23 protein-coding genes are annotated in these 25,404 nt (G+C 65.0%); 15 read left to right on the top strand and 8 right to left on the bottom strand.

What is annotated here, in order from left to right; translation table 11 throughout:
• Positions 1-22: 22 nt before the first annotated feature.
• Together QX048_RS34840 and bluB are read left to right on the top strand one after the other, a co-directional pair.
• A complete protein-coding gene (locus QX048_RS34840) occupies positions 23-1,363 on the top strand; it encodes a cobyrinate a,c-diamide synthase (RefSeq protein ID WP_315828422.1) in 1,341 nt (446 codons plus the stop codon).
• Complete coding sequence (gene bluB / locus QX048_RS34835; protein WP_315754509.1) at positions 1,360-2,016, top strand: 5,6-dimethylbenzimidazole synthase; 657 nt, start codon at positions 1,360-1,362, stop codon at positions 2,014-2,016. The genes QX048_RS34840 and bluB overlap by 4 nt, the downstream gene beginning before the upstream one ends.
• On the opposite strand, the gene QX048_RS34830 is transcribed toward bluB, so the two are convergent.
• Both QX048_RS34830 and QX048_RS34825 read right to left on the bottom strand, forming a co-directional pair.
• On the bottom strand, positions 2,017-2,742 hold the full coding sequence (locus QX048_RS34830; RefSeq protein WP_315828421.1) for a formyltransferase family protein: 726 nt from the start codon (positions 2,740-2,742) through the stop codon (positions 2,017-2,019).
• Positions 2,743-2,760: 18 nt separating this feature from the next.
• Positions 2,761-4,092 carry a hypothetical protein gene (locus tag QX048_RS34825; protein WP_315828420.1) on the bottom strand — a complete coding sequence of 444 codons (1,332 nt, stop codon included), beginning with the start codon at positions 4,090-4,092 and terminating at the stop codon, positions 2,761-2,763.
• 940 nt (positions 4,093-5,032) lie between these two features.
• Between QX048_RS34825 and QX048_RS34820 the strand changes: the two genes are divergently transcribed.
• The 13 genes from QX048_RS34820 to cyoB all read left to right on the top strand — a co-directional run bounded on the left by QX048_RS34820 (position 5,033) and on the right by cyoB (position 19,106).
• Positions 5,033-5,737 (top strand): RNA polymerase sigma factor, encoded by a 705-nt coding sequence (locus QX048_RS34820; RefSeq protein ID WP_315754502.1) that lies wholly within the window; start codon positions 5,033-5,035, stop codon positions 5,735-5,737.
• Positions 5,738-5,875: 138 nt separating this feature from the next.
• Complete coding sequence (locus QX048_RS34815) at positions 5,876-6,700, top strand: flagellin (protein WP_315718450.1); 825 nt, start codon at positions 5,876-5,878, stop codon at positions 6,698-6,700.
• Between the two features lie 61 nt (positions 6,701-6,761).
• On the top strand, positions 6,762-8,477 hold the full coding sequence (gene fliD / locus QX048_RS34810; RefSeq protein ID WP_315828419.1) for a flagellar filament capping protein FliD: 1,716 nt from the start codon (positions 6,762-6,764) through the stop codon (positions 8,475-8,477).
• On the top strand, positions 8,477-8,902 hold the full coding sequence (locus QX048_RS34805) for a flagellar export chaperone FliS (RefSeq protein WP_316201057.1): 426 nt from the start codon (positions 8,477-8,479) through the stop codon (positions 8,900-8,902). The genes fliD and QX048_RS34805 overlap by 1 nt, the downstream gene beginning before the upstream one ends.
• Before the next feature lie 231 nt (positions 8,903-9,133).
• Positions 9,134-9,406 carry a hypothetical protein gene (locus tag QX048_RS34800; protein WP_315754497.1) on the top strand — a complete coding sequence of 91 codons (273 nt, stop codon included), beginning with the start codon at positions 9,134-9,136 and terminating at the stop codon, positions 9,404-9,406.
• A 364-nt stretch (positions 9,407-9,770) separates the two neighbouring features.
• Complete coding sequence (locus tag QX048_RS34795; protein ID WP_315718454.1) at positions 9,771-10,436, top strand: flagellar hook assembly protein FlgD; 666 nt, start codon at positions 9,771-9,773, stop codon at positions 10,434-10,436.
• A 22-nt stretch (positions 10,437-10,458) separates the two neighbouring features.
• The gene (flgE, locus tag QX048_RS34790) at positions 10,459-11,697 is read left to right on the top strand and encodes a flagellar hook protein FlgE (RefSeq protein ID WP_315769942.1); all 1,239 of its coding nucleotides are present in this window, start codon (positions 10,459-10,461) and stop codon (positions 11,695-11,697) included.
• A gap of 2 nt (positions 11,698-11,699) precedes the next feature.
• Positions 11,700-11,969, top strand: a complete 270-nt coding sequence (locus tag QX048_RS34785; protein ID WP_315718456.1) for a hypothetical protein — start codon at positions 11,700-11,702, stop codon at positions 11,967-11,969.
• 15 nt (positions 11,970-11,984) lie between these two features.
• Complete coding sequence (locus QX048_RS34780) at positions 11,985-12,437, top strand: flagellar protein FlgN (RefSeq protein WP_315718457.1); 453 nt, start codon at positions 11,985-11,987, stop codon at positions 12,435-12,437.
• Between the two features lie 27 nt (positions 12,438-12,464).
• Positions 12,465-14,222 carry a flagellar hook-associated protein FlgK gene (gene flgK / locus QX048_RS34775; RefSeq protein WP_315828417.1) on the top strand — a complete coding sequence of 586 codons (1,758 nt, stop codon included), beginning with the start codon at positions 12,465-12,467 and terminating at the stop codon, positions 14,220-14,222.
• Between the two features lie 15 nt (positions 14,223-14,237).
• A complete protein-coding gene (locus tag QX048_RS34770) occupies positions 14,238-15,146 on the top strand; it encodes a flagellin (RefSeq protein WP_315828416.1) in 909 nt (302 codons plus the stop codon).
• 171 nt (positions 15,147-15,317) lie between these two features.
• Positions 15,318-17,087 carry an SDR family oxidoreductase gene (locus tag QX048_RS34765; RefSeq protein WP_315828415.1) on the top strand — a complete coding sequence of 590 codons (1,770 nt, stop codon included), beginning with the start codon at positions 15,318-15,320 and terminating at the stop codon, positions 17,085-17,087.
• A gap of 15 nt (positions 17,088-17,102) precedes the next feature.
• On the top strand, positions 17,103-19,106 hold the full coding sequence (gene cyoB / locus QX048_RS34760; protein WP_315828414.1) for a cytochrome o ubiquinol oxidase subunit I: 2,004 nt from the start codon (positions 17,103-17,105) through the stop codon (positions 19,104-19,106).
• Positions 19,107-19,164: 58 nt separating this feature from the next.
• On the opposite strand, the gene QX048_RS34755 is transcribed toward cyoB, so the two are convergent.
• The 6 genes from QX048_RS34755 to QX048_RS34730 all read right to left on the bottom strand — a co-directional run bounded on the left by QX048_RS34755 (position 19,165) and on the right by QX048_RS34730 (position 24,140).
• Positions 19,165-19,671 carry a hypothetical protein gene (locus QX048_RS34755; protein WP_315828413.1) on the bottom strand — a complete coding sequence of 169 codons (507 nt, stop codon included), beginning with the start codon at positions 19,669-19,671 and terminating at the stop codon, positions 19,165-19,167.
• 140 nt (positions 19,672-19,811) lie between these two features.
• Positions 19,812-20,213 carry a BA14K family protein gene (locus tag QX048_RS34750; protein WP_315828412.1) on the bottom strand — a complete coding sequence of 134 codons (402 nt, stop codon included), beginning with the start codon at positions 20,211-20,213 and terminating at the stop codon, positions 19,812-19,814.
• Positions 20,214-20,337: 124 nt separating this feature from the next.
• Positions 20,338-21,120 (bottom strand): alpha/beta hydrolase, encoded by a 783-nt coding sequence (locus tag QX048_RS34745; RefSeq protein WP_315828411.1) that lies wholly within the window; start codon positions 21,118-21,120, stop codon positions 20,338-20,340.
• Between the two features lie 3 nt (positions 21,121-21,123).
• Positions 21,124-22,419: an O-acetylhomoserine aminocarboxypropyltransferase gene (locus tag QX048_RS34740; protein ID WP_315828410.1), complete on the bottom strand. Its 1,296-nt coding sequence runs from the start codon at positions 22,417-22,419 to the stop codon at positions 21,124-21,126.
• Between the two features lie 92 nt (positions 22,420-22,511).
• On the bottom strand, positions 22,512-23,129 hold the full coding sequence (locus QX048_RS34735) for a nitroreductase family protein (protein WP_315828409.1): 618 nt from the start codon (positions 23,127-23,129) through the stop codon (positions 22,512-22,514).
• Positions 23,130-23,210: 81 nt separating this feature from the next.
• Positions 23,211-24,140: an aliphatic sulfonate ABC transporter substrate-binding protein gene (locus QX048_RS34730; protein WP_315756572.1), complete on the bottom strand. Its 930-nt coding sequence runs from the start codon at positions 24,138-24,140 to the stop codon at positions 23,211-23,213.
• Positions 24,141-25,404: the final 1,264 nt, after the last annotated feature.

Raw genomic sequence — 25,404 nt, 5'->3', positions numbered from 1 at the left:
ATGCCTCGGCGGCGTTGCGGCCATGACCATGGTGGCGCCCAACGGAATCATCGTCGCCGCGCCGCGTTCCGGCGCCGGCAAGACGACGGTCACGCTCGGGCTGTTGCGTGCGCTCAGCCGGCGCGGCGCGCGCGTGCAACCCTTCAAATGCGGCCCGGACTATATCGATCTTGCCTATCACACGGCCGCTGCAGGACGGACGAGCTACAATCTCGACGGCTGGGCGATGTCGGCGCGGCAACTGCTCGGGCTTGCCTGCAGCGTTGCCGCCGACGCCGATATCGCCATCATCGAGGGCGTCATGGGCCTGTTCGATGGTGCGTCACATCCCGGGCGCGCGGGCAGCGGCTCGGCCGCGGATCTCGCAGCCCTGACCGGCTGGCCGGTCGTGCTCGTTCTCGATGTCAGCGGACAGACCGAGACGGCCGCCGCCGTCGCGCTCGGCTGCGCGCGTTTTCGCGACGATGTTCGCGTGGCCGGGGTGATCCTCAATCGGGTCGCGAGCGAGCGCCACCGAGCGCTCATCGAGCCGGCGTTCGCGGCTATCGGAATCAAGGTCCTCGGCGCTCTGGCGCGGGACGCGCAATTGACCTTGCCGGAACGTCATCTCGGCCTGGTCCAGGCCCAGGAGATCACGGCCATCGAGGCCCATCTCGAGCGTCTCGCGGCCAGCGTGTCCGGATCGGTCGATCTCGACGCGCTGCTCGCTCTCGCGAACCCGATCCGCGCGCCCGATCTGGCGGCGCAGACATCCAGCCTCGGCCTCAAACCGCCCGGACAGCGCATCGCGTTCGCAGCAGATGCCGCCTTCTCGTTCAGCTATCCGCACCTCCTCCGGCACTGGCGCGCTCAGGCCGCGGAGACCATTCCGTTCTCGCCGTTGAACGACGAGGCTCCCGATCCCGCAGCCGACGCGGTCTGGCTGCCAGGCGGCTATCCCGAATTGCACGCGGGACGGTTGGCCTCGGCGCGGTCGTTCCTCGATGCGTTGCGCGCGATGGCGTTACGCGGCGTGCCGATCCACGGTGAGTGCGGCGGCTACATGACGCTGGGGACAGGACTCGAGGATGCTCACGGTGTCCGGCATGCGATGGCCGGGCTGCTGTCGCTGGAAACGTCGTTCGCGCGCCGCCGCCTGCATCTCGGCTATCGTCAAGCGACGCTCTTGGCCGACTGCAGTCTCGGCGGAAGAGGGGCCGTCGTTCACGGTCACGAATTCCACTATGCAACCATCCTGAGCGAGGCAGACGATCCGCTGATCGCGTGCCGCGATGCGTCGGGCGGCGTTGTCGCCGAGCGCGGCGCCCGGCGCGGGTCGGTGACCGGATCGTTCCTGCATGTCCTGAGCGGGGAGGGCGCATGAGCGAGCCAGGCCGAAGCCCTCCGCAGTTCGACGCGACATTCCGGCAGCGCTTTGCCGAGCTGGTGCGCTGGCGTCGCGACGTCCGCCGTTTCCGCGCCGATCCGGTCTCCCCAGAGCTGATCGAACAGTTGCTCGCGCTCGCGTCCCATGCGCCATCCGTCGGCTTCTGCCAGCCCTGGCGGTTCGTGCTCGTCGAGAGCCCTGAACGCCGCGCGACGGTCATCGAGAACTTCCAGCACGCGAACCAGGCCGCGCTCGCCGGCTATGATGGTGAGCGCCGCGCGCTCTATGCAAGGCTCAAGCTGGAAGGCTTGACGCAGGCGCCGGTCCATCTCGCAGTCTGTGCCGACGAGGGCGCTGCCACCGGTCATCGTCTCGGCCGCGCCACGATGCCGGAAACGCTCCGCTACTCGGTGGTGGCCGCGATCCAGACGTTCTGGCTGGCAGCGCGCGCGGAAGGTCTCGGCGTCGGCTGGGTGTCGATCCTGGACCCGGCGGCTGTCTGTCGTGAACTCGAGTTGCCGTCCGACTGGAGCCTGATTGCGTATCTTTGCGTCGGCTGGCCGCAGGAGGAGCATGACGATCCCGAGTTGGAACGTCACGGCTGGGAAACGCGGCTCGACCAGACCGTGATCAAGCCGCTCAAGCGCTAGTCACGATGCGAGCGCCAGCGCCGGTGCGTCAACCGTCATCGGCTCGCCGACAGCGTCCGCGGCGCGCATGAGCTGAAACCGTGTGCCGTGCAGGTTGAGGGTCAGTGGAATGCCGCGGAAATCGTCGTGAAAGGCGCGGATGCGGCGCGCCATGTCGGCCGGATCGATGTCGACGGGCATGTCGCACATGGCGGCGTACATCTGCCGGGTGCTCTTCGCGCCGCTCCAACCGGTGCCGAGTGCCGGCAGGGGGCCGGCATGGCAGGCGAGGTCGCGCGACATCCGCCAGAACAGATAGGCGAGCCGCACGAACGTCATCTGTTCCAAGCCGCGGACATCCACGCCTTGCGGGATGTCGAACGTCTCGACACCGACGATCGCGCCGCAGTCGACCCGGGTCTCCATCGCATGGGCCGTCGCGCCGAAGCGCGTCGCACCGTCGTACATCGCGAAATGGGCCGGTGCCCAGCCGGGATAATCCGGCGGGCCCGGATGAAAATTGTACGCGCCGTGGCCGAGCGCCTGAAGGATGGCGGCGGGCACGATGACGCCGGTCGTGAAGGCAAGCAGGCGGGATCTGCCGAGCACGTCGCGCTCGATGGCTTCGATGTCCTGCAGGCTGACCGCGAAACGGAATGCGAGGGCAGGGTTGTGCGCCCGCAGGAGCTCCGACAATGCGAGCTGCTGGTCGCGGCTGCCGGTGAGAAGGATGATGGTGTCGAACATGATTTGTCCTGGCTGGCGTCAGTGGCGATGGGCGTTGAAGCTGGCGGGCCGGCGCGTCGCTTCCGAGGCGGCGGTGGCGGCGAACAGATCCGCCGGCAGTTCCTGACCGGGGATGATCTCGAGCACCATGTTGTCGGCCAGCAAAGCGGCCTCCCTCGCGATGCGAACCTCCGGCGGCCACGAGCACAGCGAAAGCTCGAGGCGGCCAAAGCCGCCGCAATCGGCGACGAAGGCGCTCGTCAGCCTCTCGATGCTGTCAGCCGTTGCGCGTGCGCTACTGCGTTCGACGTCGCGCAGGATGACCGTGATGCCCCGGTCGGACTTCACTCTCGAGCGCACCACGAGCAGCGACTCCAGCGCGCCGACGCGCCCAGCCCGCCGCGGCGACCGCGCCACCTCGGCGAAGTCCGGGTCGGGACCAAGATCAGCCTTGGTCGGCTTCAGATTGTGCACGATCGTCGCGTTGCGGACCCCGGCTTCCCCTGCAACGGCATGAAAGCTGCGGGGAAGCCAGACCGTGTCGAGCGCGATCTGAGACGTTACCGCACTCCAGGCCTGGTCGATCAGATAGCCGCCCCAGACATCGGGGTATGACGAGGCGATCTGACGCCAGGTCGTCAGCATTGTCTCGGCCGCCTCGGAGCGACCGAAATAGAGGGTGCGCGGCGACATCTCCCAGCCGTTCCACTTATGGACGGCGAAGTCGCAGCCCGTCAGATGAGGAAGGTCCGGGGAGGCTTGAAACATCACGTCGGCCTCGACGTACAACAGCGGCTCGCGGTGACGCTGCCACATCCGCGCGATGAAGTCGGCCTTGTCGGCAGCGCTCAGACGCTCGCCGGGGCGTCGATCGATCGCCTCGATGTCGAATGGGAGCCCGAACCGCTGCAGCGAGCGTCTGAGATGATAGACGTGCAGGTCGCCGACCGTCGTTGGATGGCAGGACACGACGCGCATCGCGGCTGCGGGTGCCGCCTCCGGAGCAGGCCAGTCGCGGCCGCCCCACCACAATTCATGCGGACCGTCGGCTGAGGTGCCGACGGTACCGAACGCGGTCAACTTGGATTTCAGGAAATCGAACGCAGGATTCTCGCCGAAGGGGATGACCACGGCGTCATACGTTGTCAACGAGCCGTGCAGCAGTTCGGCACCCGCGCCCGTTGGCGGGTCGAGCAGGACGACCGTACGGCCACGGCCAAGCGACGGACGGTCGCCGCAGTGAATCGGCGGCCCGAACGTCCGCGACAGCCATTGGAGACGACGACCTTGCTGCTGACCGAGCTTGACGCCGAGAGCGCGCAGGGCTTGCACCGGGTCGTCGTCAATGGTCTTCGGGTCTTGTCGCGTCATGCCGGGTCCTCCTGCACAATCAAACGGACCACGTCAGCCAATCAGGCGCGTCGATCGCGCATGTGCTTGCGCCGATGACTTGCGATGATGCGCGTAGGACGAGGCTCTCAGCACGGAAAACGCGAACTTCGTTTCGCAATGTTGCCGGGCGCGCCGCTCGAAACCCCAACGGTTGAATCGACATCGCGATTGCAGGAGCAGAAGTACGAGCATTCGCGTCCCGTCTGATCAAGTTGACCAGCACTGACGTGAGCGATTGGGCGCGCAAAAGCGATCGCTGCGCGGATCCCGCGCTTCGCGCTGATACATTGAACGCAACTCCGCTCCGGAGAGTCTGTATCGATCGAAACATTCAGCAACATTCGGTGACGCTATGGACATCGATGGACATCCAGGCGCGTGTCGATGGCGCGCGACGCATCACGTCGTTCGCTTCATTTGTCGCGTCATCAGCAACTACAACGTAAGAACGCGACAGATCAGGCGCGTCATGTCGCAAAAATCGTCACGCGATTCAAAAATCGCGTCTGCGGCAACTGACAGAGTCGAAAAATGAGATAATTTCGTCGAGGTGATTCGGAAAAAATTGCCGGGCGAGATGATCGTTTCGCAAGAATTCCGGACCTTGCGCGAGCGCGGATTTGGCGTGCGCGGTACGCATCCACGGATGCTGTTAGTAAGCGTTGCGGCTCGCGTTTTCTGCTGAATTCGTCTTCCGGAATGAAATCCCCGCCATGCCGAACATCGGCCTTTCCTTCTCAACGACCGTCGAGCGCTCGATCCGAGTGCGGCAGAATTTGCCTGTCCCTAGGCAAAACATTCCATCTAACTACCTGAAAAGTCACAAAAAATCTTCGCCTGCTTCTCTCGATCGCAGCGTTCAACGATCGGAAGCCGTCTGCGAATTGCGTAGTCGGCATTGCGGGTTGGAGATTCGGAAATGAGCTACGCGCTGGACGTCTGGGCCCCGGCCGATGGCGTATCTTCGAAGGAGCCGGAGGCGCCGGACGTTGCGACGCTGCTGTCGAGCGAGTCGGCCAGCACCGTTCCCGACTCCGCGCCGCCAGGCGAGGCTGCGATCTTTGACGAGGACAAGGATCTGCTCGACCGGCTGGCCACCGGAGAGGAACTCGCATTTCGTCTCCTCGTCGAGCGCCACATCGACCGCGCCTATGCGATTGCGTTGCGCATCGTCGGCAATGCTGCCGATGCAGAGGACGTCGTGCAGGATACGATGTTGAAGGTCTGGACGCACCGCGGGCGGTGGCAGCACGGCCGCGCCAAATTCTCGACCTGGCTCTATCGCGTCGTCAGCAACCGCTGCATCGACATCCGGCGCAAGCCGCGGACCGAGAATGTCGATGTGGTGCCCGAGGTTGCGGACGGCAAGCCGGATGCAGTGAGCGTCATCGAGCGTGCGGAGCTCAGCGACCTCCTGGAGGGAGCGATGCAGCGGCTTCCGGAACAGCAACGGATCGCTGTGATCCTGTCGTATCACGAGAACATGAGCAACGGTGAGATCGCCGAGGTGATGGACACGACAGTGGCCGCCGTGGAGTCGCTGTTGAAACGGGGACGCCAGCATCTGCGCGACATGCTGCGGCGTCACGAGCGCGACATTCGCGGCGCCTTCACGGATTGCTAACCATAAAAATCCCGTCGCGGGAGAATTCCCGCCTGATTCCCTCAGGCGCTTCCGTTTGATCGGTCAGACGGGGCCGATCCGCACCGTCAGTCCTTCCACGATGCGGCGTGCTTTGCCGATCACTCAGGAGTCCTCACCGTGCCCGCAATTTCCACCAACATCGCCGCCAACTCCGCCGTCCGCTACCTGAACATCAACTCCAACCAGGAGACGAGCTCGCTCTCCAAGCTGTCGAGCGGTTCGCGCATCACATCAGCCTCGGACGACGCGGCCGGTCTCGCCATTTCGACGCGCATCTCGTCGGACATCACCACGCTGCAGCAGGCCGCGACCAACACGGCGCAGGCGACGTCGATCCTGCAGACCGCGGATGGTGGCGCATCCAACATCAGCGACATCCTGGCGCGCATGAAGTCGCTGGCCTCCGAGTCCGCATCGGGCACCACGGTCGGAACCAGCCGCACCTACATCCAGTCGGAATTCTCGCAGCTCACCAGTGAAATCTCGTCGATCGCGACCGGAACGCGCTATAGCGGCCAGAGCCTGCTCGACGGCACGAGCACCTTCTCGTCGGGCGTCTCGGTCCTGGTCGGCTCGTCCGCGTCCGACACCATCAACATCACGCTGTCGGATCTCACCGCGAGCACGCTCGGCGTCTCGTCGCTCGACGTCAGCACCCAGACCGGCGCGACCGCAGCCTTGACCGCTCTCGACACCGCGATCGACACCGTGTCGAAGGCCCGCGCCGACATCGGCGCGCAGGAGTCGCGCTTCAACTTCTCGGCCGACTCGATCTCCACGCAGACGCAGAACCTGCAATCGGCCAATTCCGCGATCAAGGACGTCGACATCGCGTCCGAGCAGGCGAAGCTGTCGTCGGCGCAGGTGAAGACCCAGGCCGCGGTGTCGGCGGAAGCCGCCGCCAACCAGATCCCGCAGTACCTCCTGAAGCTGCTGGGCTGAGCCGTGATCTGCCGGGCCGGCGCCTCGCCGGTCCGGCTTTTTCCTTGGAGGACGACGACGGATGACGGTGAGCAGCGCAACCTCGAGCACGAGCAGCACGACGTCGTCGTCTTCATCATCGTCGACGAGCTCGAGCAGCTCGCTCACGACGTCGGGCACGAGCACGACGAGCACGATCGACTGGACCGCGCTGATCGAGTCGGCCGTCAATGTCAAGCTCACCCAGGCGACCCAGATCTCGACCAAGATCACGGCCAATGAGGCCAAGATCACGGCGTATCAGACGCTGCAGACCGCGCTGAAGACGCTGTCATCTGGATTGTCGTCACTGGCGACGTCGATGGTGAACTCGCTTGCGACCAACGCCTTCGCCACGCGGGCCGCCACCATCAGCGCTACCGGCGACGTCAGCGCCTCATCGGCTCTGTCGATGTCGGTGAGCAACGGAGCCGCGACCGGCAGCCACACGCTGACGATCAGCCAGGTCGCCACGGCTCACAAGGTGACGGGCGCGACGCAGTCGAGCCAGACCGCGGCACTCGGCTATTCCGGTACGTTCTCGCTCGGCCTGTCCGGGGGCAGCACGGCCGACATCACCATCACCAGCGGCATGTCGCTGCAGGATGTCGTCGACGCGATCAATGCCCAGAGCTCCACGACCAATGTCGAGGCGTCGATCGTCCAGGTATCGAGCGGGTCCTATCAGCTGGTGTTGACGGGGACCCAGGATGCCGCGGACATTACCTATGCAAGCTCGTCCGGGGACGACATCCTCAACAAGCTCGGGGTGACCGACAGCTCGGGAGCCTTCGCGACGGTGCTGCAGACCGCGCAGGCAGCGGAATTCACGCTCGATGGGATCAGCCTGACGCGCGATACCAACGACATCGCCGACGTTCTCAGCGGCGTCACCTTCGACCTGCTGCAGGCGACCCCGTCCGGAACGACGCTGACCGTCACGATCGGGACGGACACGAGCCAGATCTCGTCGGCATTGCAGACATTCGTTACCGACTACAATGCATTCCGCGATGCTGTGATCGCGCAGCAGACCACCAATTCAGACGGGACGGCGTCCTCGAGCTCCGTCCTGTTCGGCGACGGCACCATGCGCGACATCATGAATTCGCTTCAGGCCGTGCTCGGAACCTCGGTCGGCGGGTTGACGATGGCCGACCTTGGCCTGTCGTTCAACGAGAAGAACGAGCTCGAACTCGATACCAGCACGCTGTCGACGATCCTCAGCACCAATCTGAGCGGCGTGACGACGTTGTTGTCGGCGCAGACCAAGACCTCGTCGAGCCAGCTCAGCGTGGTCAATACCGGGTCGTCGCCGCAGTCGTTCACCCTTGATCTGACGGTGGATTCGTCGGGAAATCTTTCGGCGGCGTCCGTCGGTGGCGACAGCTCCCTGTTCACGGTGAGCGGCAACACGATCGTGGGCAATTCCGGGACGATCTATGCCGGGATGGCCTTCACCTATGCCGGCTCGACGTCGCAATCGATCACCGTGACCTCCACACAGGGGCTCGCGACCCAGATCTACCAGATCGCCAAGACCGCATCATCCAGCACGGGATCGCTGCAGACGCTGATCGATAATCTGACCTCGCAGGACGACACGATGCAGGCCAAGGTCGATGACATCAAGAGCTCGGCCGCCACGTTCCAGACGCAGCTTACGGCGCAGTACGCCAAATATCAGGCTGCGATCGAGAGCGCCAACAACACGCTCACTTATCTGAAAGCCCTTCTCAACGCGAGTTCGAGTAACTGATGACCCAGAATTCGATGGCGCAATTCGCAAGTCAGGCCTATCGCGGCGCTGCGGTGGCCGTTCCGCCGCTGCGGGCCGTCTTCATGCTGCTCAACGGAGCGATGATGAGCTTGCAGAAGTCGCTGCAGGCGCAGGAGGCTCGCCGCTTCGAGGAGGGGCACATCCATGTGACCCGGGCGACGGCCATTCTGCGCGGATTGAGCCTTCACCTCGATCCGACGCGCGGCGGGCCGGTCGCCGACCAGCTGTTCGGAACCTACAACGCCCTGATCGTGGCCGCGCTGCGGGCCTACGGTCGACCTCACATGCGCGAGAATTTCCAGCGGATCACCGAAAGTCTGCTGGAACTGCGGGAGGCGTGGGAGGCTGTCGAGGCGGCAACCCGGGGAAAGCGAGCGGCCGGTGATTCGGCCAACCCTCGGTAGCTTTGGCGAATCAGGCCCCTGCCGCACCGCGGAAATCTTGGGAAACGGATCAGAAACGGGCTGCATTGTCTCCCGTTTCGGTATCCAGTGCGGCCTCGCGTGCATACGGCTCCCGAAAAGTACGGAGTTTTCCGTGTCCGGTTGCGGTCGATCGCCACAATTGCCGATATCAATTTCGTTCGCGGGCTGAATGCTTTATGACCAAGCTGGAAGCGCTGGATTGGGCGGACGATGGACGTCAGGGAATTCGAGGATCTGATCGGCAGGCTGGGTGAGGACATCTCGCGCTGGCCAGCGGAGCAGCGTCAGTCAGCTGCTGATCTGCTGGCATCCTCTCCCGAAGCCGATCGATTGCTGTCCGAGGCACGTCTTGTTCGTGAGGCGCTGTCGTCGCCGCCGGCGCGTGCACCCGCGGGCTTGACGTCGCGCATCCTTGCTGCGGCCCATCGCCTGACCCAAGAGGAAGCGGCAACCGCCCCGGCCGACGCCCACCAGCCTGGCTGAGCCCTAGCCAGGGCCGAGCTTGGGCGGCTACGCTTTGGCCGGTTGGACTTCGGCGCTGGAAGCGCAACACCATCGCATCAGTCATCTCGCTCAATCTGTCGAGCTCTCTTGCGCGCGAATCCGGGCGCCCGAGTGCGGCGACGGCGAACCGTCGCGCCGATGCAGATCGGAGCCTCGCACCAGGCGATTTTTGCCCACTCAGCGCAACCGCGCGGCGGCAAATTCTGCCGTCGGATCAACTAATTCGACCGACTAATTGTGCGCCTGGAATCGGCGTTCCGGCCGTTTGATCAGCAAACGCCTTCACGACCGCGTGGTCGTGCTGTGTCCCGCCGTCGTTCGCGGCGCGAGCCGGAGTTCTGCCATGACCGTTTCTGCCGCGAGTTCGTCGACTGCGACCACCTCATCGACCTCATCATCCAGCGACACATCTCGTACGACACTCAGCTCGACCGACTTTCTTCAGCTCCTGGTGAGCGAACTCCAGAACCAGGATCCGCTCAATGCGACCAGCGTGACCGACTTCATCAACCAGATGACGTCCTACGCCAACTACACCTCGCAGCAGTCGCTCAACAGCAGCATGACCTCGCTGGCCGGCTCGTTCTCGAGCCTGGTGACGCTGAATTCGGTGAACTACATCGGTCACACCGTCGAGGCCAAGAGTGACACCGCCGTTCTCTCGAACGGCTCGGCGACGTTCGGCTATTCGCTGTCGTCGGCGGCATCGAACGTTTCGATCTCGATCAAGGATTCCTCCGGAAGCACGGTCTGGACCGGCACCGGGACCGGCAACAAGGGCGCCAATTCGATCACCTGGGACGGCACCGATTCCAGCGGCAATCAGCTCAGCGACGGCGGCCAGTACACGATCTCCGTGACGGCGACGGACTCCGCGGGCACCTCGGTCCTCAACTACACGACGGTCACCGGGACCGTAACCGGCATCGACACCTCGACCAGCACGCCCTCGCTCACCGTCGGCGGCGTTCCTGTCAGCGCCAGCAACATCATCGGCGTCACCTCCTGACGGCATTACCCGGAGTACAATCATGAGTCTTTCTGGAGCCCTGTCATCGGCGATCTCGGCGCTCAATGCGCAGAGTTCGTCGCTCGCCATGATCAGCGACAACATCTCCAACGCCGATACGACCGGATACAAGACCACCTCCGGCCTGTTCGAGCAGCTGGTGACGGCATCGAGCAGTTCGAAAGCCTATTCCTCGGGGGGCGTCTCGGTCTCCGGCCGTGCCAACATCACGCAGCAGGGGCTGCTGGCCGCCACCACCAACGCGACCGACGTCGCAATCCAGGGCTCGGGTTTCTTCGTCGCGACCAACTCGACTTCGGCCGGAGGCGAGACTTTCTACACCCGCAACGGCGCGTTCACCACCGACAATGCCGGCTATCTCGAGAACGACGGCTACTACCTCGAAGGCTGGCGCACCGATGCAACCGGCAACGTGGTCGGCAACGGCCTCGAGCCGGTCAATACGAAGGTGGCGCTGACGAATGGTGGGGCGACGACCAAGACGTCGCTTGCGGCCAACCTGCCGGCCGATGCCGCGAGCGGAGACACCTTCAGCAGCTCGATGACCGTGTACGATTCGCTGGGGCAATCGCACACGCTCAACGTCACCTGGACCAAGGGGGCGACGGCGAACGAATGGACCGCCGATTTCGCGCCGGCGACGGCGTCGGACGGCACCGTGACGAGCGGCACCTATACGATCGATTTCAACTCAGATGGTTCGCTCAGCACGGTCTCCTCGACCAATCTCGGTATCACCTGGAACAACGGCGCCGCGGCGAGCTCGATCGCGCTCAGCTTCGGCACCACCGGCGGCGGTACCGACGGCCTGACCCAGTTGTCGTCCGGCAGCACGACGCCGAGCGTCTCCAATTTCAGCGCCAATTCCGATGGCATCTCGTTTGGCACGCTGAGCAGCATTTCGGTCGGCAAGAATGGCCTCGTCGAGGCGACCTATTCCAACGGACAGACGGTTCCGATCTACAAGCTCGCGGTAGCGACCTTCGCCGATCCCAATGGTCTCGTGGCGCATAGCAGCGGCATGTACACGTCGACGGCGACGTCGGGCAATGCGACCCTGCAGGCGTCCGGCGAGAATGGTGCAGGAACCATCTACGGCAGTGAGCTGGAATCGAGCACGACCGACACCACGGGCCAGTTCAGCAACATGATCTCGGCTCAGCAGGCCTATTCGGCGGCATCGCAGGTGATCTCGGCCGTCAACAAGATGTACGACACGCTGATTTCGTCGATGAGGTGATCATGGCCGACCTGAAGAGGGAGCGGCTCGGCGAGGGCGAGGCTCTGCTGAAGAGGCTGCGGCGGCTGAGACTGCGCGCTGCGACCGCCGGCAAGGACGACCGCGCGCAACTGCTGGCCTTGATCGACGATATCGAAACGGTCCGACGAAAGCTGCTGCGTGAATGCGCGCTGCTCGACGAAGAGCTCAAGGTCGCCACCGTGAGGGTGACGGCGCTGAATACCTACGCCCGTGTCGCGCAGATCAGCCGCCGACCGCAGCGTGAACAGTAGGATGGGAGCGACAGGATGAAACACGCAATTCAGGCCGATCAGCGGCCGGCCAGCGAAGATGAAGTGCGGACCTTGATCGCGCTGATCGACGAACTCATCGCGGTGGTGTCGGAGGAGAATGCGGAGCTTGCCAAAGGGCTCCCGGCCTCGCGTTCCAAGCAGCTCGACGACAAGAATCGGCTCGCCGGGCTGTTTGAGCAGCGGGTCGCCGAATGCGCCAGGCGAACGGCGAGCCTCGACGTCCGCGACCGTGTGCTGCGCGAGCAGCTCATGGAGCACATCTTCAACCTTCGTGGCGCGATGGACGAGAACCTCGTTCGGCTGCGGGCTGCGATCGAAGCCAGCAATCGTCGCATCGAGGCGGTGATGCAGGCGATCCGCGAGCAGATCGCGAATGCCTCGCCCTATGGCGCCGGTGGACGTCGTACCGCGCGTGCGACGTCCTGTGGAACCAACGTGAGGGCGTGATGGCCAGCCAACAGCGGGAGTAGGGCAATGTCGCTCGACATAGCACGGCTGGTCGCCTTCAGCGGCATCTCGGCCACGGAGCTGCAGATCAGCGTGGCGTCGTCGAACATCTCGAACGCCGACACGAAGGGGTATACGCAGAAGACGGCCAACCAGGTCACGAACGTGACCGGCGGAGTCGGGACCGGCGTTTCCATTACCGGCATTTCGAGCAATGTCGACAAGCTGCTGCTGAAATCCTTGATCGGAGCCAATTCGGAGCTCGGCGCGGCCGACACCACGAACAACTATCTGACGCAACTGCAGCAGCTGTTCGGCAGCGCGTCCACATCCGGCACCTCGACGACGGGAACGTCGCTGGCAAACTCGCTGGCATCGCTGGAGTCCGCCTTGTCGTCGCTGGCGAGCTCGCCCAGCAGTGTTTCGCTGCAATCGGCAGTCGTCAGCGCGCTGGATGACTTCGCCAGCCAGCTGCGCAGCACGTCGAGCGGTGTGCAGACGTTGCGGGCCAACGCCGACAAGGACATCGCGTCGTCGGTTCAGAGCGCCAACGACGACCTGCAACAGATCGCCGATCTCAATGTCGAGATCCGCAAGATGGCGGCGTCCGGCCAATCGACCGCCGATCTCGAGGACGAGCGCAATGCCGCGTTGCAGGACCTTTCGTCCTATATGAACGTCAGCTACTACGCGGCGTCGAACGGCGACCTTCAGGTCTATACCTCGTCGGGGCGAGCTCTCGTCGACAGCTCGGCGCACACGCTGAGCTATACGGCCTCGGCGAATGTCTCGGCGGCGTCGAGCTATGCGTCCGGCGGCTTCAGCGGCATCATGGTCGACGGCGTCGACGTCACGTCGCAGATCACGTCGGGCAAGATCGGTTCGCTGGTCACGTTGCGGGACGAGACCCTGCCGGCCGCGCAGACCCAGCTCGATCAGCTGGCCTCGCAGCTGAAATCGTCGCTGAATGCGATCACCAATGGCGCATCGGCCGTTCCACCTCCGACCGCTCTGACCGGGTCGGCGAGCGTCAGCAGTACGACGGCCCTGTCGGCGTCCGGAACGGTCCGCATCGCCGTGGCTGACCAGAGCGGCAATCTCGTTTCGTACGAGGATCTCGACCTGTCGTCCTATGCGACGGTGGGCGATCTGGTCACGGCGCTCAACGGCATCTCCGGGGTCTCTGCCTCGATCGATTCCAGCGGACACCTGTCGATCAGCGCCACGTCGTCGTCGAACGGCATCGCGATCAACGACATGACCAGCGCGGTCGGCGGCAGCGGCTTCTCCGACTATTTCGGCATGAATGACCTCGTCACCGGCACGAGCGCCGCCAATTTTGCCGTCAACAGCAGCATCCTGAGCGGCGCGGCCGGTTTGCCCACCGGCACGCTCGACGGCTCCGCGACGTTGACGACCGGCAGCCAGGTGCTGACGGCCGGCTCGGCGACGGTCATCGACGCGCTCGTTGACAAGCTGACCGGCTCGACCAGCTTCGCCTCGGCTGGCGGCCTGAGCGCAACGACCGGCTCGTTCGCCGACTACGCCGCGGCGATCGTCGCCAATGTCGCCAGCAAGGCGTCGCAGGCCTCCACTGCCTACACCGCGAAGTCGACGGCCCAGTCGAGCTATGCCAGTTCGCTGTCCTCGCAATCGGGCGTCAACCTCGACGAGGAGACGGCGCGGCTGAGCTCGCTGCAGAACAAATACGCTGCCGCCTCGCAGCTGATCTCCGTGGTCAACAGCATGTTCTCGTCGCTGCTCACTGCCGTGCAATCGACCTAGTCCGGAGTGGACATCATGACGATGCGGATTGCGACATTCTCGAACTCCGACCAGATGATCACGGGCGCGCTGCGGACGCAGGCGACCATGGCCAACCTCCAGGTGCAGGAGGCCTCGGGGCTGAAGGCCGAGTATCTCGCCGGTTACGGCGCCGACACCCAGCACGTCGTCAATCTGCAGGTCTCCGTCGCGCGGGCGCAGTCCTACATCGACGCTGCGACTCTGGCGGACAGCAAAGTGCAGGTCATGTACTCTGCCGTGGGGCAGGTGTCGGACATCGTCAGTCAGCTGCGCACGGCCCTGAGCGCTGCGAGCTCCGGCAGCAGCACGGGAACCACGTCCGCGATCAGCAGTGCGCAGCAGTTGCTGCAGCAGATGTCGGGCATTCTGAACACCCAGTACGACGGGCAATATCTGTTCGGCGGTGCGCGGACCGCGACGGCGGCGGTCGATACGTCGAGCTTCGCCTCCGGCACGGGATCGTTGACCACGACGGATACCAGCTATTTTCAGGGCGACAGCGAGCTTGCCTCGGTCCGGGTTTCCGATGGGCAGTCGGTCACCTATGGCGTTACTGCCGACAATCCGGCGTTCGAGGAGGTCATGCGGGTCCTGAAGTTCGTGGCCAACAGCTCGACCCTGTCCGGAACCGACATCACCTCCGCGCTGTCGCTTGCCGATCAGGCGGTGGACGATGTCGCCACGGTACAGGCCAAGCTCTCCGATGCGGCGTCCCGGATCGAGAGCGCGAAGTCGCAGCAGACCGATTACAAGAGCTATGCCGAGAGCCTGGCGACCGACCTGACCAGCGTCGATGTGGCGGCGGTGACCGCCCAGCTCTCGACTTATCAAGCCCAGCTCACGGCGAGTTATACCGCCATCTCCAAGATCCAGAGCCTGAACCTGGCCAGTTACCTGCGTTGAGCCCCGACTTATCGCGCGGCGATGCAGGGCGCAGGGACCCGAGCAGAGCCGGATCTGCCGGGCGGGCATAGACCTTGCCGGCGGCCGGCCTTGGGATCCGCATTCCCAGCCGATTGAAACCATGCGCCGCGCCGGAGGTTTGTTGACGGGCATCTCGTCGGCGGAACTCTCATGGACCAGATAACTCAGCCTCGAAGCGACGGCCATGGCTTGCGGCCCGTGGCGGACAATGTGTGGATCGTCGACGGCGGCCGGATTCGGGCCGCCGGACTGCCGCTCTCCGTGCGCATGACGGTGATCCGCCTGTCGAGCGGTGATCTGCTGCTGCACTCGCCCACGTGCTTCACTCATGCGCTGCGGGAGGAGCTGGAGCAGCTGGGACCCATCAAATATCTGCTCGCGCCCAACGTCGCGCACTGGATGTTCCTGCCGGACTGGCAGGCGGCCCTGCCGAATGCGCAGGTCTTCGCTGCGCCGGGCTTGGCAGAGCGCCAGCAGGTTCGCCGCAGCGGCCTGCGTATCGATCGTGAGCTGACCGATGTCACGCCGGACGAATGGTCCGCAGATATCCAGTTGGTGCTCGTTGCCGCACCGATGTTCACCGAAGTGGAGCTGTTTCACGGGCCGAGCCGCACACTCGTCCTGACAGACCTCGTGCAGAACCTGGCACCGGAAGGTCTGGGCATCGTGGCGCGGACCGCGGCGAATCTGCTCGGGATCACCGCGCCTGATGGCAAGGCACCGACCCATCTGCGGATGCTGCTGCGGCTCGGCGGCCGTGCCGTCCGGCTCGCGGCGGCGCGGTTGATTGCGCTGGCGCCCGAACGCGTCGTCTTTTCCCATGGCCGATGGTTCGACACCGGCGGCGCGCACCAGCTGCGCCGCGCGCTCGGCTGGCTGCTGGATGCCTCCCCCGAGGCGCGCCGGCTGATGCGTGATCTGAAGGGAACGCGCGTCGTGGTGACGGGCGCCTCGAGCGGCATCGGCCGGGCGACGGCACTCGACTTGGCGCGGGAAGGGGCCAGCATCGTGCTGGCCGCGCGGCGCGTGGACGTTCTGAAAGATGTCGCGGCCGAATGCGAAACCCTTGGCGGGCGCGCCATCGCCGTCGGCACCGACGTGACCGATGCAGCCGCGGTCATGCACTTGGCCGATCAGGCCGTGCAGACGTTCGGTGGCATCGATGTCTGGATCAACAACGCCGGAACCGGGGTGTTCGGCGCCTATCAGGACGCCGACATCGCGCTCCACCGTAAGACCATCGAGGTCAATCTGCTGGGGACGATGAACGGTGCCTATGCGGTTCTGCCGGTCTTCCTGCGGCAGCAGCGCGGAACCTTGATCAACAACATCTCGCTCGGCGGATGGGCTCCGACTCCGTTCGCCGCCGCCTACACCGCCAGCAAGTTCGGCCTCCGCGGCTTCTCGGCGAGCTTGCGTCAGGAACTCGCCGGTCACAAGGATATCCACGTCTGCAGCGTATTCCCCGCGATGGTCGACACGCCCGGCTTCGTGCATGGCGCCAACATGTCCGGCCGCAATCTCGGTCCAGGACCGCTGCTGTATCGGCCCGAGGACGTCGCCGAGACGTTCTTGCAGTTGATCCGCGCTCCTCACGACGAAGTCGCCGTCGGCTGGCCGGCGCGGCTCGGGCAGATCTCCTATGCCCTGGCGCGCTGGCCGACCGAGCGACTCCTGAGCACGGCGTTCCGTTTCCTGTTGTCGCGCGCGAAGGGCGCACCACGCAGCACAGGTGCCGTGTTGGCGCCGATCGCCGCTGGCACCGCGGTGAGCGGCGGCTGGCTCGTGCGCAAGAAGCTGCCGCCGGCCGGGCAGCTCAGCAGAATTGGATTGGCACTTGGGCTCGGAGGCATCGCGTTGGTTGCTCTTGCGCGCGCCCGCCGGCCTTCGCGGCCATCGCGCCGACATATTACCCGCTGATCCCCGGGGGCGTCCATGCTCGGCAAGCTCGATTGGTCGGCGATCCCCTTTGGCCAGCCCATCCCGCTCGTGGCCGCAGGCCTCGTGCTGGTGGCGATCCTCGGTGTCCTCGTATGGGTCTTGGCGAAGGGGTACTTCCCTTATCTCTGGCGTGAATGGATCACCAGCGTCGATCACAAGCGGATCGGCGTGATGTACATGCTGCTCGCCTTCATGATGCTGCTGCGTGGCGGCACCGATGCGATCATGATGCGAACGCAGCAGGCGGTGGCGTTTCATTCCAACGGCTATCTTCCGCCGGAGCACTACAACCAGATCTTCTCCGCCCACGGCACTATCATGATCTTCTTCGTGGCGATGCCGTTCGTGATCGGGCTGATGAATCTGGTCGTGCCGCTGCAGCTCGGGGTACGGGATGTCGCCTTTCCCACGCTGAACTCCGTCGGCTTCTGGCTCACGGCCACCGGCGCGCTGCTGGTCAACGTGTCCCTCGTGGTCGGCGAGTTCGCGCGCACCGGCTGGCTGCCGTTCCCGCCCTTGTCGGAGTTGACCTACTCGCCGGGAGTCGGCGTGGACTATTACATCTGGGCGCTGGAGATCTCCGGCGTCGGGACCCTGGTCAGCGGCATCAACCTGGTCACCACCGTCCTCAAGCTGCGCACCCGGGGCATGAGCTATCTGCGCATGCCGATGTTCTGCTGGACCACGCTGGCAACGAACCTGCTGATCGTCGCGGCGTTTCCGATCCTCACGGCGACGCTGACGATGCTGATGCTCGACCGCTATTTCGGCTTCCACTTTTTCACCAACGAGGCCGGCGGCAACATGATGATGTTCATGAACCTGATCTGGGCCTGGGGGCATCCCGAGGTCTACATCCTGGTTCTGCCGGCGTTCGGGATCTACTCCGAGGTGGTCGCGACGTTCTCGAGCAAGTCGCTGTTCGGCTATCGCTCGATGGTGTTGGCGACCATGGCGATCTGCGTCATCTCCTTCATGGTCTGGCTGCATCATTTCTTCACGATGGGCGCGGGCCCCGACGTGAACGCGATCTTCGGCATTGCCAGCATGATCATCGCGGTGCCCACGGGCGTGAAGATCTATAATTGGCTGTTCACGATGTATGGCGGGCGGGTGCGCTTCACGACGCCCATGCTGTGGTCGGTCGGCTTCATGATCACCTTCATGATCGGCGGGCTGACCGGCGTGCTTGTCGCGGTGCCGCCGGCGGATTTCCTGCTGCACAACAGCCTGTTCCTGGTCGCCCATTTCCACAACGTCATCATAGGCGGCGTGCTGTTCGGGGTATTCGCCGGTGTCACTTACTGGTTTCCAAAGGCGTTCGGCTTCCGGCTGTATGAGAGCTGGGGCAAGGCGGCGTTCTGGTTCACCCTCATTGGCTTCTACGTGACCTTCATGCCGCTCTATGTCGTCGGCCTGCTCGGCATGACCCGACGGATGCAGCACTACGATGTCGCGGAATGGCGTCCCTGGCTTGCAGCTGCAACGTTCGGCACGGCGCTGCTCGCCATCGGTGTCATTCTCCAGATTCTCCAACTGGTCTTCAGCATCCGCGATCGCGAGCTCCTGCGCGACACGACCGGCGACCCCTGGGACGGCCGCTCGCTCGAATGGGCCACGTCCTCACCGCCGCCGGTGTTCAATTTTGCGGTGCTGCCGAATGTGACGGGGCAGGATGCGTATTGGCGGATCAAGGAAAATGCAAAAGACCAGCAGCCCCATACGCGGGAAAAGGACTATCAGGACATCGAGCTGCCAAAAAACTCCCCCACGGGATTCGTCTGCGCCTTCTTCGCCACGGTCATGGGCTTCGCGCTGATCTGGCACATCTGGTGGATGGTGGCGCTCGGCGCAATGGGCGCGTTGGCGACATTCGTCGTGTTTGCCTGGCGCGATCACGACGAGTACGTCATCCCTGCGGCGGAGGTCGCCCGGATCGATCGGGGCATCATCGAAGCGCGGCAGGGATCTTCGTCGTCAGCGGCTGCCGAGGCCTGAGACCCATCGAAGGGAAGCTGCCGGTGCGTCGGGCCAGCCGCGCACCGGCGAATTCACATCACCAGCGATGATGGGCGCGGATCACGCCATGGCCGTGGCGGTGATGGCCCCAACCCGGACCGCGGTAATAGCCGTAGCTGTGGCGCCACGGCCGCGGGCCATAGGAATAGCCGTAGCTGCGATAGATCGGGCGCGGCACGTAGCTGTAGCCGTAGCCGCCGTAATAGGGGCGGTAGGCCGGGTAGTAGCCGCCATAGCCGTAGGGATAGGCGGCGTAGCGATACCCGCCGTAGTAGGGATAGGGCGCGTAGCCGCCATAGTAGGAGGGGGCGGCGATCGCCGATCCGATCAGGGCACCCGCCAACAGCCCCGCGCCGATTGCGGCACCGCCGCCCCAGCCGCCATGCCAGCCGCCGTAGCGGACCTGGACGGCATTCGAGCTTTCGGCGCCCGGTTTGGCGGCTGCTGACAGCGACGTCAGCGGCGCAGCCGAGACCGAGTGCAGCGTGGATACAGAAAGTGCGCCGGCGATGGCGAGCGTCGCGGCGGCTTTGAAGGTGACCATCCCGATGTCTCCCGTTGATTCAGGCTCATACTCAACCGGATGAGACGAACTTCGTTGCATTTGTCGCGGCGGACGTTTTGTCGCGCGCCATGGGTCCAGGCGGCGGTCGATGCCGGAGACCGGCATCGGCCTTGATGTCGCTACGGGCAGGAATGGCGCAGGCCGTCATTGCCGAGATAGGTGCCGGAGCCCGGATCGTAGGACCGGAACCGCTGGGCGCAATAGGCCTGGGCGTTGGCGGCCTCGGCGCGGCTGTTGGCGATGGCGCCACCGATGATCGCGCCGGCCGCGAGACCGCCGAGGGCGGCGGCACCCGCACCGTAGCCGTGGCGATGCCCGCCATAGCGACGGCCGTAATCGCCGTGGCGATGACCGTAGCCGCCGCGCCAGTGGCGATATTGCACCTGCTGCAGCTCGGTCGCGTTCGTGGCGGCGGTCGGCGCCGGGTGGTTCGGCAGCAACGGCGCGGCGGCGAGCGGCGATGCGGCCGCGAGCGACATCGTTCCGATGGTGGCGACCGTCAAAAGTTTGCGCAGATCCATCTGCGTGCTCCTTTCTGTTCGTTGTGCCGGAGGGCAACGGCTCGCCGTCGCCCTCCGTTCCGCGCCGCGACGGAGCATGTCGGCGGCACGAGGTCGCATCCAATGGCAGAACCGTGACCGCAAGCTACTCGATCAGCGCATCGAGCAGCGCATCCGGACATTCCGCCATCATCGTATGTCCCGCGCCCGGCAGCACGATGATGCGCGATTGCGCGATTGCAGCCGCCAGCGCCTTGCCGGCCTTCAGCGGCGTCATCATGTCCTTCTCGCCGAGGATCAACCGCGTCGGGACCTTGATCTTGGCCGCCGCTGCCAGCGCATCCTGATAGGCGTTGCAGGCGGAGAGATCGTTGAACAGCACGCCCGGCGCGCAGCGCTCCAGGGTCGCCTGCGCGCCGCCATGCATCCACAGCCCGGGCGCGCGGCTGCCGCCGAGCTCGGCGGCAAAACCGAGGCCCCAGATCGAGACCATGTCGATGGCGGCGTGATCGTTGGCTTCGGCGGCCTTCAGGAGGTCAGGTCCGACCGTCATCGCTGCCGCGGTGCCGATCAGGCTGAGCGCCGACACGCGATCGGGATGGCGCGCCGCGGCATCCAGCGCAATCAGCGATCCCATCGAATGGCCGATCAGGTGAGCGGGCTTCGCGTTCACCGCCTGCAACAGCGCGACGATCCAATCCGCCATGGCGGTGATGGTCGGCAGCGCCGGCCCCGTCGAGCGGCCATGGCCCGGCAGATCGGGCGCCAGCACGGCAAAGCCGTGATGGGCGAACCAGCGGCTGTGCAGCGCCCAGACCGAATGATCGAAGCCGGCGCCATGGATGAAGACGACGGCGGGCAGGGACGAATCGAACTCGCGGCCGCCCGTGGCAGCGAAGACCTCATGATCTCCGATCGACAGCTGCATGGCTCACACCTTCTGCGAGGCGCGCAGCGCCTGTCCGAGATCGTCGATGATGTCGCCGGCCGCCTCGATGCCGACCGAGAGCCGGATCAGCTCCTCGCCGATTCCGGCCGTGGCGAGCTGGGCTGCGTCCATCTGCTGATGCGTGGTCGAGGCGGGGTGGATCACCAGCGTCTTGGCGTCGCCGACATTGGCGAGATGGCTGATCAGCTTCAGGCTCTCGATGAACTTGCGTCCCGCGGGACGTCCGCCCTTGATACCGAACGAGATGATCGAGCCGGCGCCGCGCGGCAACAGCTCCTTGGCGAGCGCATGGTCCGGATGGGTCTCGAGCGAAGGATGCAGCACCCAGTCGACGGCCTTGTTGGCGGTCAGCGCCTCCAGCACCGCGCGGGTGTTGGTGACGTGCCGCTCCATGCGCAGATGCAGCGTCTCGACGCCCTGCAGCAGATGGAACGCGTTGGTCGGCGACAGGCAGGCGCCGAAATCGCGCAGGCCTTCGGTCCGCGCGCGCATGATGAAGGCGGCCGCGCCGAACTGCTCGTCGAAGACGATGCCATGATAGCCGGCATAGGGTTCGGTGAGCTGCGGGAACTTGGCCGAGGCGCGCCAGTCGAACCGGCCGCCATCGATGATCGCGCCGCCGATCGCGATGCCATGGCCGCCGAGCCACTTGGTCGCGGAGTGCATCACGATGTCGGCGCCTTGGGAAATCGGCTGGCTGAGATAGGGCGTAGCGAAGGTGTTGTCGATCAGGAGCGGCACGCCGGCCGCGTGCGCGATCGCCGAGACCTTGGGGATGTCCAGCACCTCGAGGCCGGGGTTGCCGAGGGTCTCGCCGATCAGGAGCCGCGTGTTCGGCTTGATCGCGGCGCGGAAACCGTCGTGATCCCTGGGCTTGACGAAGCTCGTGGTGATGCCGAAGCGCGGCAGCGTGTGCGCGAGCAGATTGATGGTGCCGCCATAGAGCGAGGAGGAGGCCACGATGTGATCGCCCGCATTCAGAAGCGTGGCGATGGCCAGATGCAGCGCCGCCTGGCCGCTCGCGGTGCAGACCGCGCCGACGCCGCCTTCGAGCGCGGCGAGCCGCTCTTCGAGCACGGCCGTGGTCGGGTTGGAGATGCGGGTATAGATGTGGCCGGCGCGTTCGAGATTGAACAGCGCCGCGGCGTGCTCGGTGTCGTCGAACACATAGGACGTGGTCTGATAGATCGGCACCGCGCGGGCGCCGGTCGCGGGATCCGGGTGCTGGCCCGCGTGCAGGCTCAGGGTCTCGAAGGCGGGCGGTTTCGGCGGTGGCATGCGGATCAACTCTCCTCAAGCAGATCGCATCTTCTGCCACAGATTTCGCGGTCCGTCAGGAGCGGCGCGGTGCGCCGCCCCTGCGACATCGATCAGCCGCCGAAGCGCTGCGGGAACAGGCCGGCCGAGGCGATCTCGGCGATGGACAGGCGTGCGCTCGGCTTCTCGCGCTCCTTGAGCATGGCCGGCAGCTTTTCGCCATCGCCCTTGCGGCCGACCGCGATCGCGATCTCCACGGCGAAACCGTCGGGTACCCCGAGCGCTGTCTGTGCGGCGGCGACGTCGAAGCCGCTCATGCCATGGGTGATCCAGCCGGACAACGCGGCCTGGTTGGCGAAATTGGCCCAGGCGGCGCCGGCATCGAAGGAATGCGTGCGCGTCGGTGCCGGCTCGGTCTTGCCCGCCGGGATGAAGGTCTTCTTCGACAGCACGTAGACGATCGCCGCGGCATGCTGCGCCCAGCCGCGGTTGAACTCGACCAGCGGCGCCAGGAAGGTGTCGAACTCGGCCGAGCCGCGCAGCGCGTAGAGGAAGCGCCAGGGCTGCGAATTGTAGGAGGAGGGCGCCCAGCGTGCCGCCTCGATGAAGGTCAGGAGCTCCGTCTCGGGAAGCGCCTCGTCGCTGAAGCCGCGCGGCGACCAGCGATCGACGAAGATGCGATGCGCCGGATGCTCGGTGATGCGGCCGGTCGGGGGAAGATGGGCAGTCACGGGTAGTCTCCTTCGTTCAGGCTCGTCGTCGGGCCTCGTGCCGCGCTTCGCTGCCGGGCACAATCTCGGCTCCTGTGTGGCTCACGGCGCTTTGGGAGTCCAGATCGCCAACGCCGATGTGTCCACCTTCGCCGGCAGCACGCGCTCCGCCAGGAAAGCATCCGCGATCTTCTGCTGTTCCGACAGGCCGGCCGCGGTGACCGCGCCGACCTGGTAGGAGCGGTGGCTGTTGGCCTCCTCGACGGTGGCGGCATCGATGCCCCACAGGGCAGCGAGCTGGCTCGCCGCGGCGGCCGGATTGGCCTTCACCCATTTGCCGGTTTCGACGAGCTTGCCGTAGATGACGTTGAGGGCGTCGCCATGCCCGGCGGCGTAGTCGGCGGATGCGAGATAGTAGCGCTTGTAGCTGGCAAGCCCGTCGCTGCCGTCCGCGAGCACGCGCGCCCCTGACTGGCGGATGGTGCTGGTCAGGAACGGATCCCACGCGACCCAGGCATCGACATTGTTGCTGACGAAAGCGGTCCTGCCGTCGGCGGGCGGCAGATAGGCGGGGGTGATGTCCTTGAAGGTGAGACCCGCTTTGGCGAGCGCGGCGAGCAGCAGATAGTGGCTGCCGGCGCCCTTGGTCACCGCGATCTTCCTGCCTTTCAGCTCAGCGAGCGTCTTGGCCGGCGAAGCCGTTGCCACGAGGATCGCCTGCGCCGACGGCGAGGCGGCCTCCTCGGCGACATAAGCGAGCCTCGCGCCCGCGGCCTGCGCGAACACCGGGACGGTATCGGCGACATCGGCGCCGACATCGATGCTGCCGATGTTGATCGCTTCCAGCAGCGGCAGGCCGCTGGAGAATTCGTGCCACGACACCTTGATGCCGAGCGGCGCCAGCGCCTTCTCCAACTCGCCATTGGTCTTGAGGAGGGCGATCAGGGTCGAGGATCTCTGATAGCCGATGCGCAGCGTCTCGGCTGCGTCGGCTTGCGACGTGGCGAGCGCGCCGAGCAGGGCCGCGGCCATCATCAGGACGCCGCGACGGGCGAGATGCAAGGGCCGCGCGCGACGCAGGCCGCTGAAGGACGGTGTCATTCGGCAATCTCCCAAACAGGCGGTTGCATGCAATTGTCCAGGATCATTCGCAGGATCGTCAGCCCTGCGCAATTTTGCAGATCTGTTCATATGGAGAGGAAAGTTTCTCATGTACCCATGCCGCGAGAAGTTTTGTTTTCTTGGCGCGCGAGATCTGACGAGACAGCCGTTCGCATCCTCGCCACGCGCAGAGCGTCCGAGAGATGTCTGCCGTTCGTCCCTCCATCGAGAGAGGGCACAGGGAAGGCCGGGCGTCGACTGACACCCATGGCCCGCGTGCAAAAAAGGAAGCACGCGGCGGTTACCACAGGATCAGCCGGACATCCGGCCTTCCCTGCGCAACGGACTTACGGCTTATACGCGTTCTCCCCGGCGCGCCGAGCTTTCTGGCCACCGTCGCCTGCGCGAAGCCGAGCCTCGTCGCAGACTTGATACTAGCATCGGAGTATCAGGACCACGCGATTTCGCCGTCCGGCTCCCATCGTTCGTCCGCGCGCTTGACGCACGCTGCGACGAGAACCGGCCATCGCATCCCGCACCAACGTTTCGTGACGTTCGCGAAGCGCCCCTCTCGATCGGGCGGGATGGGGTGATACAGCCATGAATTCTGAAAAAAAGAAACAAGAATATTTTTCGTCGCGGGACTGGACAGGGCAAATCAGCCTGAGAATGCGGGCGAATTCCGCTTCGTCGCGCACGCGCGAGGAGAAGCCATTGGCTCGTCACGCAAGCCCTGGGGCTTCGGCATATCACAATCAGCTTGTGCCCCTCTGCCGCGACGGCATGGCAGGCCCTCGGCCCAGCCATGCCGTCTTAGCGACTCTCCGCAGCGGTCTGGGCGGGCATGTCCTATCGAACTGCCTTGCATCTGCCGGCCGAAATGAAGCGCGGGAGCTCATGAGCGGATTTGGCCGAAGCCCGCAGACTTGCGCGGTGCAGCAAGCCGGCAGCCATGGGGGGGCAGGAGCCGCGGAGCGGACGCATTCGAGAGGACAGCCCGTGACTAAGGCAGACCTCCGCGATCGAGTCGGCGGCGTCCGCATTCAGCCGATTCCGTTGAAAAAGTCGGCAGTAGTTTCGTCGTGAACGCCATCTGTTTCGAGGACGAATTGGCGCGGTGTGGTTCACGCGGGCGTCAGCGCGGGCATCGGGATCAGCTTGGCCATCTTACGAAGGTTCTGAGCGGCTGCAGCGA

Origin of the sequence: Bradyrhizobium sp. SZCCHNS30572, assembly GCF_032484415.1 — a bacterium.
Classification (GTDB): Bacteria; Pseudomonadota; Alphaproteobacteria; order Rhizobiales; family Xanthobacteraceae; genus Bradyrhizobium.
The sequence above is the reverse complement of the archived record's forward strand: the minus strand, read 5'-3'. Positions and strand labels throughout refer to the sequence as shown.

Coding starts and splice junctions, on each gene's coding strand:
- QX048_RS34840 (WP_315828422.1), top strand. CDS start 23: ATGACCATGGTGGCGCCCAACGGAATCATCGTCGCCGCGCCGCGTTCC.
- QX048_RS34755 (WP_315828413.1), bottom strand. CDS start 19,671: ATGGTCACCTTCAAAGCCGCCGCGACGCTCGCCATCGCCGGCGCACTT.
- QX048_RS34780 (WP_315718457.1), top strand. CDS start 11,985: ATGAAACACGCAATTCAGGCCGATCAGCGGCCGGCCAGCGAAGATGAA.
- QX048_RS34825 (WP_315828420.1), bottom strand. CDS start 4,092: ATGACGCGACAAGACCCGAAGACCATTGACGACGACCCGGTGCAAGCC.
- QX048_RS34795 (WP_315718454.1), top strand. CDS start 9,771: ATGACCGTTTCTGCCGCGAGTTCGTCGACTGCGACCACCTCATCGACC.
- QX048_RS34740 (WP_315828410.1), bottom strand. CDS start 22,419: ATGCCACCGCCGAAACCGCCCGCCTTCGAGACCCTGAGCCTGCACGCG.
- QX048_RS34750 (WP_315828412.1), bottom strand. CDS start 20,213: ATGGATCTGCGCAAACTTTTGACGGTCGCCACCATCGGAACGATGTCG.
- flgK (WP_315828417.1), top strand. CDS start 12,465: ATGTCGCTCGACATAGCACGGCTGGTCGCCTTCAGCGGCATCTCGGCC.
- QX048_RS34730 (WP_315756572.1), bottom strand. CDS start 24,140: ATGGCCGCGGCCCTGCTCGGCGCGCTCGCCACGTCGCAAGCCGACGCA.
- cyoB (WP_315828414.1), top strand. CDS start 17,103: ATGCTCGGCAAGCTCGATTGGTCGGCGATCCCCTTTGGCCAGCCCATC.
- QX048_RS34820 (WP_315754502.1), top strand. CDS start 5,033: ATGAGCTACGCGCTGGACGTCTGGGCCCCGGCCGATGGCGTATCTTCG.
- QX048_RS34770 (WP_315828416.1), top strand. CDS start 14,238: ATGACGATGCGGATTGCGACATTCTCGAACTCCGACCAGATGATCACG.
- bluB (WP_315754509.1), top strand. CDS start 1,360: ATGAGCGAGCCAGGCCGAAGCCCTCCGCAGTTCGACGCGACATTCCGG.
- QX048_RS34805 (WP_316201057.1), top strand. CDS start 8,477: ATGACCCAGAATTCGATGGCGCAATTCGCAAGTCAGGCCTATCGCGGC.
- QX048_RS34800 (WP_315754497.1), top strand. CDS start 9,134: ATGGACGTCAGGGAATTCGAGGATCTGATCGGCAGGCTGGGTGAGGAC.
- QX048_RS34765 (WP_315828415.1), top strand. CDS start 15,318: ATGGACCAGATAACTCAGCCTCGAAGCGACGGCCATGGCTTGCGGCCC.
- fliD (WP_315828419.1), top strand. CDS start 6,762: ATGACGGTGAGCAGCGCAACCTCGAGCACGAGCAGCACGACGTCGTCG.
- QX048_RS34745 (WP_315828411.1), bottom strand. CDS start 21,120: ATGCAGCTGTCGATCGGAGATCATGAGGTCTTCGCTGCCACGGGCGGC.
- flgE (WP_315769942.1), top strand. CDS start 10,459: ATGAGTCTTTCTGGAGCCCTGTCATCGGCGATCTCGGCGCTCAATGCG.
- QX048_RS34830 (WP_315828421.1), bottom strand. CDS start 2,742: ATGTTCGACACCATCATCCTTCTCACCGGCAGCCGCGACCAGCAGCTC.
- QX048_RS34785 (WP_315718456.1), top strand. CDS start 11,700: ATGGCCGACCTGAAGAGGGAGCGGCTCGGCGAGGGCGAGGCTCTGCTG.